This is a genomic window from Flavobacterium sufflavum (assembly GCF_004016525.1).
Classification (GTDB): domain Bacteria; phylum Bacteroidota; class Bacteroidia; order Flavobacteriales; family Flavobacteriaceae; genus Flavobacterium; species Flavobacterium sufflavum.
Window position 1 is genome coordinate 1 of the sequence record NZ_SACJ01000019.1, and the last position, 11,437, is coordinate 11,437.

Sequence of the window (11,437 nt, forward strand, 5' to 3'; positions counted from 1 at the left end):
ACCTCTTCCCATCCCGAACAGAGTAGTTAAGCCCGCCTGCGCAGATGGTACTGCAGTTATGTGGGAGAGTATGTCGTCGCCTTTCTTTGAAAACCCTGTTTCTAACGAAACGGGGTTTTTTGTTTTAATGGGCGTTGCTGTTCTCTTAAGGAGATCGTCCCTCAAGTGCAAAAGATTGGATAATCTGAATAAGAAAAGGTAGTGTTAAATAAGTTTTCAAAATATAGGGACTCCCTTATTAAGTCAACAAACCTTTGCGCTTTCAGTTGAGGCTGGTTTGTTGAGAGTATATAATTGGCCGTATAGCTCAGCTAGATAGAGCATCCCGATTTTTAATCGGGACTGTCGAAGGTTCGAATCCTTCTGCGATCACAAAAAGACTTATAATCATTGATTGTGAGTCTTTTTTATTTTGGTTGGTTATCATTGTAAAAAAGATAAAGTCTCAAAATTGATAACAAAACCAAATAAAAAATGCCTTAAACAATAATTTTGTCTAAGGCATTTTTGATTCTATATGATGGAGAAATTAAACTACAGTATTTCTTAAAGTTCCTATTCCTTCAATTTCCAGCTCAACCACATCTCCCGGAATTAACGGACGATGAACGGCAAAGTTATTTTCGATTAAACTTCCCCAACCCACAGTTCCTGAGCCTAATATATCACCGGGCATCAACGTTACATTATTTTCGGAGGCACGCTCCATCATTTGTGGAAATGTCCAATGAACGGTCTTATAATTGCCTTCGCAAATAACCACATCATTAATTTTTGCAGTCATTTTCAAGTCAAATCGATCTCCATTATTTTTAGGCATCGTTAAATGCTCTGGATGAGATTCTCTTGTTATCGAACAGCGGTATTGCTCCATTTCATCTTTAGTGATGATGTATGGGCCTATGGCATTTGCAAAATCTTTTCCCTTATGTGGTCCCAGAGGAACTGTCATTTCGCGTTTTTGGATAGCACGGGCAGTCCAGTCGTTAAAGACAGTATAGCCAAAGATATGATCATCGGCATTTTCAACCTTGATGTCTTTTCCTTTTTTACCAATTATAACTGCGATTTCCAGTTCGATATCTAATTTTTCTTCTCCAACGGGACGTTTTATTTCATCTTCAGGACCATAAATGCCGTGATGATTGGTGAAATAGAAAATAGGCATTTCATACCAGGCTTCACCAACGGTATGTCCAAAAGACTTTGAAGCATTAAGCATGTGTTGTTCAAATCCGATGTAGTCTCTAAAACTTCTTGGATTTGGCAAAGGAGCCAAAAGTTTTACTTCATCAAGTAAATAATGAGGTTCAATAAATTCTAGTTCATTTATAATCGCAAAATTAGTTTCGTGATTATCTATGAAGGTAAGCATATCGATAGGCAATCTCGAATCGGCCAGATTCATATCTACTACCGCATGGTCTTGTAACCAACCAATACGGCTTTCGCCTGTTTTATTTTGAAAAGTGATTAATTTCATCTTAGTTTTTTAAATTGGTTGTGTAAGTCCCATACATGTTTTTCCCATTGTAGCACCTACATTGGCACCTTCTGGCAATGGTTTTCCTTCGAATGTCAGTAATTCCCATTTTCCCAGTTTTTCAGAAGCTTCAACTACCATTTTACATCTTTCGAGTCTACGTTCCATAAATCTTGAGAAAATTGCATCAACACCATCTTGTTTTTTAATTTCTTCGGCTAATACTACAGCATCTTCAATAGCCAATGCTGCGCCTGAACCTAATTGAGGAATCGTTGCATGAGCAGCATCACCAATAATGATAACGTTCCCTTTGTACCAGGGTGCTGGAAGATTCAAAGTTTCTAGTGGTCTGTAGTTTACCAATTTTGCATCGACAACCTGATCGATTAAGCCTTGTATCATAGGAATAGGATATTCTGCCATATAAGACTGTAACTTTGGAATCATTTGGTCTTCTGTTATAAAAGGATTGTCAGCGCCTTCTGCAGAAACTACAAAGATGTAGCAACTATCTTCTGTCATAGGAATTATTCCTAATTTACTCTTTTTGCCAAAATATATATATCCCGTATCTAAATCCTTAGGTCTCTTAAAAGCATAACGCCAGTTAGATAAGCCCACATAATTAGGTTTTGATTCCCCAAAAATTAAGTTTCTAACTTTAGAGTTGATACCGTCTCCACCAATCAAAATATCATAGCTTCCTGTTGATCCATCAGAGAAAACAACATCAACGCCATCTTCTTTATCTGTAATTGTGTCAACAGTAAGCCCCATACGGTATACTGCTCCAACTTCTTTACTTCTTTCGAGTAAAACTTCGTGTAAAACCCTTCTTGAAATTCCATTATGACTTGGAAATCGTCCAATAGGTGGTGTTCCTGCTTCGGCTATTTGGTGGCCAGTAGGAGTACACATTTTTACCATAGGGTAGGGAGAGCCTCTCCTAAGAGCCTCATCAGCACATCCTAAAGCATCAAGTGCTCTTAATGCATTTGCCTGTTGAATGATTCCCACACCATACACATCAAATTTTGGTTGAAGTTCTACTATTTCAACTTCAATACCTATTTGTCTAAGAGCAATACTAGCAGATTGACCACCAATGCCACCACCAACAATTAATACTTTATTTATGGACTTCATAATTTAGTCGGTTTTTATAATTAAAATCAGTCATTATGACAGCTTATAGCCTTTTAGCGATCCAATCGTACATGTTAAAAGTCTTGGTGAAATCATCGATTTGGCAATGTTGTGAACCGCTTTCTCCCACCGGAATTACTTCTAAATGATGTTCGCAAGTTAAATGTTTTTCAAGGTTGTAAGCATGCTCAACAAAATTTTGTTTATCATCTTCACCATGAAGGATATAGGTAGGCATTGAAATCTTTTCGGCTACACCATTTTCAAGTGTAAAACCTTCCAGTCTTTTGCGTGTTTCCGTCATATCTGGTGCTCCCACGATATGCTGAACAATTTCTGCCAATGGATGACTGTCCGGACGTCCAGCCCAGACATCATAATATGACCAAACCGCACCGTAAACCATACATACTTTAAAACGCGGTTCGAAAGCAGCACAACGGGCAGCCATATAACCTCCCATAGAAACCGCTCCAATACCAATACGGTCAACAGCTACTTCGTCTTTTAAATTTTCAATACTCCAATCTAAAACCGCTGTACCTGCTACATTGTAATCATGACGCGTATGGATATTGTTTAAGCGCAAAGCAGCTCCCTGACCTGGACCATCCATTGCCAAAAGCGCAATTCCACGCTCATTTAAATGCTGACCAATACCAAAATAAAGCTCCTCAGCCAAACTATCCAAACCACCAAACATAATCATCATCGGTGGGTTTTTTACCCCTGCCGGTTTAAATAAATACCCTGGTAGAAAGGAGCCTTCAAAAGGAACTTCAACCTGCAATACTTTTTCATCAAAATATTTAATTGCTCTCAAGAAAGCTTCTCTTGCTTTTAAATAAGTTGGTATTTTTTTCTCATGACCTAGGTTCATGAAAAACTCAGCCGAACGCAGGTAATTAAAAGCTCTTAGGTAAGTTCTTCTTGCCGAAATAAAGTTACCATTTTTTTCAAAATCTTCAGCAAGTTCATAAACAGGATTCCCTATTTCAAGCCAGGCTTCATTATAGGATTCTCTGTTTTTAGGGTCTATTTTACTAGCTACTTCTAATATTTCTGCAAATTCGCCTCCTCCATAATGCGCTTGGGTAAGCGCACGATTTACTTGGTAAGAAGGCATGTATTGACCTGGAAAATAGTGCCACATAATTTGTGTTTTTTAAATTTTAAAAATTGTTTTTTTGCTCTAATAAATTAGATATCCATTGGTTTTACAACACCGTCTGTCAGTCCTAATTTTTTTCCTTTGGCCATTTCAGCAAATGGATTAGCTGATCCCCAGGCATCATTTGGATTGTCTTTTAGATAATGAACATCTAAGTGATCTGGTGCAAATACCAATCTGGCGCAAGCATAATATTCGAACAAGATACCACTTCCCGGATCAATTATGTAGATAAAGAAACCTTCATCGGCCTTATGTCTTGTAGGGGCTCCCATAACACTTTTGTATCCTTTTTCGATAAAGTAATCTAAAGCTAATAGAACTTCTTCGCGGCTGTCTACATTCCAACAAATATGGTTTAGTACCGCTTGATTAGGTTCGATTGTTGGATCAGTAAAGATGGCGATATCATGTGAAAGATTGGCAGTAGTAAATAAACCTCCAATTGCAGGCATATCGTCTGAAATTCTGATTTCATCAGGATTTTTAAGACCTAATCCTTTCCAAAATGCTTTTTCTTCAGCATATTTTCCTTTTGATACCATATAAGTTACGTGATCAAAACGACGTGGATTTGCTCCATTCATTCTGTTACTCGCATATCTGTCAGCATAAACGCTTCCTCTTTCTCCTTCTTCTCTTAACCATACTACATCCCAGAAAATTTCGTGGATATGTCCTTCAGGGGATTTAAAACGATAGGCTTTACCATGACCTAAATCGCCATTGTCCCAACCAAGACCGGCACTAATACTTTCTAAGTAAGCTACCGCTTCTTCTAAAGCTTCAGGACTGTCTGCTCTCCAGCCAATGTGTCCTAATCCTGAAGTTTCATTTTGTGTTAATTTCAATGTGTGGTGAAAATAATCACCCCAAGCTCTTAGGTATACTGAATTACCTTCTCTACCGGTAATGTCCATGCCTACAACGTCTCCAAAAAAGTGTACCGATTTTTCTAAATCAGTAGTTAGCACCTCAACATGTGCCATTTGTGAAAAATAATGTGGATTTTTTGCCATTTGTATTTTAATTTATTCGGTTTTTTTATATATAATGTAATTTATGTTACAAATTTATATTGATTTAGAAGTGTCAGTGAATCAAATTAACTCTATTACTATTCAAAATCAATTCTTTCTTTTTTTAGATACCTCTATTTGGATGTTTTTGTATTCTGTTTGTGTTATTTTGTTGATTGAGGTGTCGTTTTAGGTTATAAAAAAATCATTTCCGGAATTTCCCCTTCAATAATTAATTTCCCTTCTGTTGCATTTTTTATTTCTTCGATGCTAACACCCGGAGCTCTTTCTAATAATTTGAAACCGCCTCCAGGGAGAACTTCTAAAACGGCTAACTCAGTTACAATTTTCTTTACGCAGCTGATTCCTGTAATGGGTAAAGAGCAATTTTTTAGCAGTTTTGATTTTCCATCTTTGCTCACATGCTGCATGGCGACAATGATATTTTTGGCAGATGCGACCAAATCCATCGCGCCTCCCATCCCTTTGACCATTTTTCCGGGGATTTTCCAGTTGGCAATATCTCCGTTTTCAGAAACTTCCATAGCACCTAGAATAGTCAGGTTCACATGTTCTCCACGAATCATTGCAAAACTTTCAGCCGAACTGAATAGGGAAGAACCGGCCTGCATGGTAACAGTTTGCTTGCCGGCATTGATCATATCGGCATCTACATTTTCATTAGTTGGAAAAGGACCAATACCTAATAAACCATTTTCAGATTGCAACATGACATTAATATCTGAAGGAATATAGTTCGCAACTAAAGTTGGAATCCCAATTCCTAAGTTTACATAATAGCCATCTTTAACTTCTTGAGCAATTCGTTGGGCAATTCTATTTTTATCAAGTGGTCCTTGAGGATTTTTTTTATCTGAGAAGCTGTTTTTTGATTTTTCAGCAAGATTGGTTTCAGTGATGGTTTTTTGCTCTATTCTTTTTTCGTAATTTTTTCCTTTGAAAATACGTTGCACATAAATACCCGGAACATGGATTGCATTTGGATCTAATTCGCCGGGTTCCACTAATTCTTCTACTTCAGCAATACAAATCTTTCCGGCAGCAGCCATCATTGGACTGAAATTACGTGTTGTTCCCTTGAAAATTAAATTACCTGATGTATCGCCTTTCCAGGCTTTTATAATGCTAAAATCAGCTTTCAGCCAAGATTCCATCAAATATTTTTTATCATCGAATGTTCTCACTTCTTTGCCTTCTGCCACCTCAGTACCAACTCCAGCCGGCGTAAAAAAAGCCGGGATTCCAGCCCCTCCGGCACGAATGCGTTCTGCCAAAGTCCCCTGTGGAATCAATTCGACTTCTAATTCGCCGCTTAACAACTGTCTTTCAAATTCTTTATTCTCGCCAACGTATGAAGAAATCATTTTTTTTACCTGACGGTTTTGAAGCATTAAGCCAATTCCAAAATCATCAACCCCGGCATTGTTTGAAATGCAAGTCAGCTTATTTATCTTTTTGTTTACAAGTTCGGCAATGCAGTTTTCGGGAATCCCACAAAGACCAAATCCTCCTAACATTATAGTTGCTCCGTTAGGAATATCGGCTACCGCCTGCTGTGCATCTTTTATTACTTTATTAATCATAATAGATTTTCGATTATAATTGCACTTGCTCCACCGCCACCATTACAAATAGTAGCCAGTCCATAGCGTGCTTTTTTTATGGATAAAATGTTAAGTAAGCTTACAACGATTCTACTTCCGGAACTGCCCAGAGGGTGTCCTAGCGCTACGGCACCACCAAAGACATTTACTTTTTCATGTGGGATATGAAGTTCTTTCATCAAAGCCATTGGTACTACGGCAAAAGCTTCGTTAACTTCATAAAAATCGATGTCTTCGATTGTCAAATTGGCTTTTTTTAATACTTTTTGTGTTGCTAAAACTGGGGTTGTAGTAAAAAAGGTCGGATCTTGTTCAGCCTCGGCATAAGCTATAATTCGAGCTTTAGGTGTAATTTGGTGTTGTTTTACAAAATTTTCTGCGGCTAAAACCAATGCACTGGCACCATCATTCATCGGACTGGCGTTTGCAGCAGTTACGGTACCATTAGGCGAGAAAGCGGGGTTCAACTGACGCATTTTTTCAAAATTGGCTTTTTTGTATGTTTCATCCTCAGTAATTACCAAAGCTTCTCCTTTTCTCTGTGGTACATTTACGGGAACAACTTCGCCTATGAAACTACCATTTCCCCATGCCTCTGTACTTCTGCGATAGGATTGTTCCGCAAAATCATCTTGCTCTTCGCGGCTTATTTTGTATTTCGCGGCAGTTAAATCTCCAGAAACGCCCATGGATGTTTTGTTGTACACATCGGTTAATCCGTCTTTGGCCAATCCGTCAATACAGCTTGCATTTCCATAACCTATTCCAAATCGGGCATTGGGTAAATAATGAGGAACTTGTGACATATTTTCCATTCCGCCGGCAATTCCAACCGAAATGTTCCCGACATATATGTCATTATAAATCATGCTGATTGCCTTCATTCCAGAGGCACAGACTTTGTTGACTGTTGTGGCACAAACAGCATCAGGTAATCCTGCAATTTTTGAAGCTTGTCGAGCCGGTGCCTGTCCCAAATTAGCTGAAAGGACATTTCCCATAACAATACTTTCTATGGTTTCAGCAGGAATATTTGCTTTTTTTAAAGCATCCTGAATGGCGATAGCTCCTAATTCGGGTGCAGAAATAGTTGATAGTAGACCACCATAGGCTCCCATAGGAGTACGTGATCCCGAAAGGATATAGATATTTTTAGACATTATTAAAAAGGAGTTATATTCTGTTTTCTATTAAGATCAATTCCAATTTTGGAATTTGTATTTTTTATGCAAATGCGCCTCTGTCTACGGCTATGGCACGACAAGTATATAAATGTAGATTGGTCTGAGCGCATCCATAAAGCCACATCGGCTACTTCCTGTGGGGCTTACTGATTGCTGCTTGTAAGGCTTCTGGATTTGGGATGTATAAGAATCTGTTAATCTGTTTTAAAAAAGTCTTTTTATTTTTATTCCGGAAATAGTAATTTTTTCAGTTTCATTTACTGTTTCTATATTTAAATCTTTCTCTACTTTAATTGTTATTGTACAATCTGTTTTGTCAAATGGATTTAATTTTTCAATCTTTATTGGTTTGCCGTTAATCTTAATGTTTTGATTTGACAGTACCATATTAGTATCTTTTTTTTTACTATTCAATTCATAAACTAAACTTTTATCTTTCTTTAATAGAGAGAATAGTAAAGTAATCTCATAATCACCTTTGGGTAATTCAGCTGTTATTTTTTCAACATTACTGATTGAAGATTGATAAATAGGGTCGTTTGTAGTGTTTTTTATATTTGAACTGCTATTTACATTTTGCACAGTACCCAAAACTTTGAGTAATGACTGTTGATTATAAGGTATCCAAATTTGGTTTTTATCATCTATAAAATAATTTTCGGTTCCAAAGTTAATGGCCAGAGTATTTGATTTCGATAAGTCAGGTTTTTGATATATAAGGTTTGTTGAGTCTTGTAATTTTCCGAACTCATCATACAATGATAAATTATTAGAACCTTCTTTTAAGTTGATCCAAGTTTCTATAAGCCCAGTGTTCTCCTGCAATTCGATTTTTTCTGAATCGTTCACTTTAAAAAACACTTTTTGGTTAGAAATAATGATGATTTTCTTTTTTGGAGAATCACTGATATGGCTTGGTAAGTCTTTAAAGAATTGACTTAATTTTTCTTCCGGTTTTAGGATTGCTTTGTACCAATAATAGATGTTTTTTGGGCTACGGTCAAAGTTGACTAAGCCTTTTTGATTTACATGCGGAATAGGATTCCCTCTAAGCTCCGAACCAAAATCGGCAAAATTCCAAGCAGTCATACCAATCACATAGGGTCTGTCTTTCAATTGTTGATAATATCCGGGATGGTACTTAAATTGGTATTCCTCAGAAAAATCCATTTTTTTAGGATCAGAGTTGTGGAGTCTTTTATCTGCGTCAACTCCATATTCGGATATAATTAAAGGTCTGTTTGGGTATTTTTTATTTTCTTCATCCAGAAATACTCCTAAATCTTGAATTTGACCTGAATACCATCCTTGATAGAGATTCCACCCTAATACCATTGGTAAATTAGCAATTTTAGCTTCATTGTAAATTTGATTTCCGTGAATTGCCATAACCGTTATATGATTTGGAGCTTCTTTACGAGTTAAATCTTCTAATGTTTGAGCTAAATCAACAGTATTTTTTATGATTTTTTGTTTTATTTCATCTTCAGGTCTATCAAAATACATACGAAGAAAAATTTCATTCATATAGCCTACGAAAATTAATGAAGGATGATTGTAATTTTGATCAATATGCTCTTTTTGCATTTGAATGCAGTTTTCTTTATATTCTGAGTAATTAGCGTTAATAGGGACATTATTTACTACTGGTATTTCTGACCAAAGTATGAGTCCCAGACTATCAGCTGCTTTGTAAACGGCTTTGTCTTGAGGGTAATGGGCTAGGCGCAAAAAGTTGCTCCCCATATTCTTTATCATTACTAAATCTTGGATTTGTTTTTGAATAGGTACCGCATTTCCCATTCCTTCAAAGTCTTGATGTCTGTTTACCCCAATCAGTTTTATAGGTTTTCCATTTAAATTAAAGCCAGAGGTTGTAGCTTCAAATTTTCTGAAACCTATTTTCTGATGGTAAATGTCTAGAATTTTGCCATTAACATCCAGTAGATTTAATTCTACATTGTACAAATTTGGGGTTTGTGGAGACCACAATAAAGGATTTTTTAGCTTTACGTTTAAGTTGAATTCAGCTCCTACATTTTTCTCAATAGTTGCAATTAATTTATTGGTTGCATCTTTTATATTTAATCGAACTTTGGGGTTTAATAGTTGTTTGTTCTTGTTAGATATAGCTCCTTTTAGTTGAAGTTCTCCCTGCCAATCATTGTCTAGTAAGGCATCAATTTTTATTGCATCTGCACCATTTGATTTTTTAAAATGTGTAGTTTCTTCTTCACATAAATAGACACTTCTGTAAATACCTCCATAAAAAGTAAAATCAGCCTCTAATGGGGGAATGGTTTCATTATTGGTATTATCAACTTCTACCGTAATTTTATTTGTTCCTTGCTTTACATATGAACTGATATCAATATCAAAAGCAGTATATCCACCTTTATGTTGTCCTGCATAACTTCCATTAATCCATACCTTAGTTTGTTGATTTACTCCATTAAAATGAATGTAATGCACTTTTTTAATGGTAGTAATGTTTACTGTAGTTGTATATGTCCCTTTGCCTCTCCAATAACCAGGTTCGTCATCAAAAGCATCAATGGCATTCCAGGTATGTGGGATTTTTATTGCTTGAATTTTTGGATTTTTTTCAGAAGAAAAATTCCATTTTTTTATTTCAACTTCCTGCGAAAACAGAAAAGTCATACTAAATAAAGTTACTATAAAACTTAAAAATTTATTCATCTTGTAATTTTATTTATGGGGTTGTTTTATGTCTAATAAGTAGAATGCTATAGTGTCAATAACGATTAACAATAAATTGTATAATCCCCCTTTCGGGGGAGTTTTATTTATTAAAATTTATATGTTGCAGTCAAGAAATAAGCTCTTGGTTGGATAGCCAGAATACTGTGCACAGCATTAGGATTAGCTGCTACTTGTGCTTTAGTAATGTTCTGTGGACTAAGTGATGCGTCTATTCCTCCAGGAGAGGCGGAAGCCATAATACCCAGTTTATCGGTCAAATTATTAACATTTAAGGAGATGCTAAATTTGGAATTAAAATCATATCCCATACCTAAATCAAATTGACTGAATGCAGGAAGTTTGTAAGCATTATTTTGATTCACTTCTCTATCTCCAAGGTATTTCCATTGAATAAAAGTATAAAATTTATCTATGGAATAAGTTGGGGTAATTGCGAACATTACATTCGGATTGTTTTCAGCTCTGTTACCTGTATTGTCAATAATTGTATCATCACCTTTTCCTTGATTACCTAGTACCCAGGTTTTCCAAGTAGTATATTTTGCATCTTGTAATGTTAATGACGATTTTACACTAAAGTTTTTTGTTACAACAAGATCAGATTCGAATTCTACTCCTAAGGTTCTAACTGCATTATATAAAACAGGAGCGTAGTATAATATTCCGGCATCATCATTTCCTAATGCAGTTGTTCCTATGTTGCTTAATTTACTATAAAAAGGCGTAACAGTAAGTTGGAAATTTTCGTTTTTCAATTTGTAACCAAACTCAAGTTGTGTTATTCTTTGGTTTATAGGAGAGTTATTTTCGGCTATAAAATCAGAGGTGTAGTTGTTGTAGAAAGATAAATCCGGTGATTTTTCACCATCAGTGTATCTAACATATACCGCATTTTTATCATTGAATTTATAATTCAAACCTGCTGAGTATGCAAACACATTTGTTTTCTTATTAAAATTAACGTGAGTTCGATATAATCACGTAATAAATACGTAAAAATAATTGTACAAAAAAGCAAAAGTTAGTATATTTAAAGTGCTTAATTTCAAACAAATACTAAACTTTTGCTTATGCTTTCGCTA

The 11,437-nt window shown here is 35.9% G+C and carries 7 protein-coding genes, 1 tRNA gene, 1 rRNA gene and 2 pseudogenes; 2 read left to right on the forward strand and 9 right to left on the reverse strand.

Annotated features, from left to right (window positions below):
• Window positions 1–85, forward strand: a 5S ribosomal RNA gene (rrf, locus tag EOD40_RS17725); the annotation flags it as partial.
• 211 nt (window positions 86–296) lie between these two features.
• A tRNA-Lys gene (locus tag EOD40_RS17730) sits at window positions 297–372 on the forward strand.
• Window positions 373–529: 157 nt separating this feature from the next.
• Here the strand turns inward: EOD40_RS17730 and EOD40_RS17735 are convergent.
• The 9 genes and pseudogenes from EOD40_RS17735 to EOD40_RS17770 form a co-directional block, all read right to left on the reverse strand.
• Window positions 530–1,483 carry a fumarylacetoacetate hydrolase family protein gene (locus EOD40_RS17735; RefSeq protein ID WP_128197833.1) on the reverse strand — a complete coding sequence of 318 codons (954 nt, stop codon included), beginning with the start codon at window positions 1,481–1,483 and terminating at the stop codon, window positions 530–532.
• Between the two features lie 9 nt (window positions 1,484–1,492).
• The gene (locus EOD40_RS17740; protein WP_128197835.1) at window positions 1,493–2,632 is read right to left on the reverse strand and encodes an FAD-dependent monooxygenase; all 1,140 of its coding nucleotides are present in this window, start codon (window positions 2,630–2,632) and stop codon (window positions 1,493–1,495) included.
• A 43-nt stretch (window positions 2,633–2,675) separates the two neighbouring features.
• The gene (locus EOD40_RS17745) at window positions 2,676–3,785 is read right to left on the reverse strand and encodes an alpha/beta hydrolase family protein (RefSeq protein WP_128197837.1); all 1,110 of its coding nucleotides are present in this window, start codon (window positions 3,783–3,785) and stop codon (window positions 2,676–2,678) included.
• A 47-nt stretch (window positions 3,786–3,832) separates the two neighbouring features.
• Window positions 3,833–4,822: a VOC family protein gene (locus tag EOD40_RS17750; protein ID WP_128197839.1), complete on the reverse strand. Its 990-nt coding sequence runs from the start codon at window positions 4,820–4,822 to the stop codon at window positions 3,833–3,835.
• Between the two features lie 194 nt (window positions 4,823–5,016).
• Complete coding sequence (locus tag EOD40_RS18185; protein ID WP_231129657.1) at window positions 5,017–5,658, reverse strand: 3-oxoacid CoA-transferase subunit B; 642 nt, start codon at window positions 5,656–5,658, stop codon at window positions 5,017–5,019.
• Window positions 5,659–5,727: 69 nt separating this feature from the next.
• Window positions 5,728–6,426: pseudogene (locus tag EOD40_RS18190) on the reverse strand (CoA transferase subunit A); the annotation flags it as partial.
• Entirely contained in the window at window positions 6,423–7,607 is a 1,185-nt protein-coding gene (locus EOD40_RS17760; protein ID WP_128197843.1) for a thiolase family protein, read from the reverse strand. The gene EOD40_RS17760 and the pseudogene EOD40_RS18190, both read right to left, overlap by 4 nt.
• A 228-nt stretch (window positions 7,608–7,835) precedes the next feature.
• Window positions 7,836–10,331: a glycoside hydrolase family 2 protein gene (locus tag EOD40_RS17765; protein ID WP_128197845.1), complete on the reverse strand. Its 2,496-nt coding sequence runs from the start codon at window positions 10,329–10,331 to the stop codon at window positions 7,836–7,838.
• A 110-nt stretch (window positions 10,332–10,441) separates the two neighbouring features.
• Window positions 10,442–11,302: pseudogene (locus EOD40_RS17770) on the reverse strand (TonB-dependent receptor domain-containing protein); the annotation flags it as partial.
• Between the last annotated feature and the right edge of the window lie 135 nt (window positions 11,303–11,437).

Coding starts and splice junctions, on each gene's coding strand:
- EOD40_RS17735 (WP_128197833.1), bottom strand. CDS start 1,483: ATGAAATTAATCACTTTTCAAAATAAAACAGGCGAAAGCCGTATTGGT.
- EOD40_RS17740 (WP_128197835.1), bottom strand. CDS start 2,632: ATGAAGTCCATAAATAAAGTATTAATTGTTGGTGGTGGCATTGGTGGT.
- EOD40_RS17765 (WP_128197845.1), bottom strand. CDS start 10,331: ATGAATAAATTTTTAAGTTTTATAGTAACTTTATTTAGTATGACTTTT.
- EOD40_RS17760 (WP_128197843.1), bottom strand. CDS start 7,607: ATGTCTAAAAATATCTATATCCTTTCGGGATCACGTACTCCTATGGGA.
- EOD40_RS17745 (WP_128197837.1), bottom strand. CDS start 3,785: ATGTGGCACTATTTTCCAGGTCAATACATGCCTTCTTACCAAGTAAAT.
- EOD40_RS17750 (WP_128197839.1), bottom strand. CDS start 4,822: ATGGCAAAAAATCCACATTATTTTTCACAAATGGCACATGTTGAGGTG.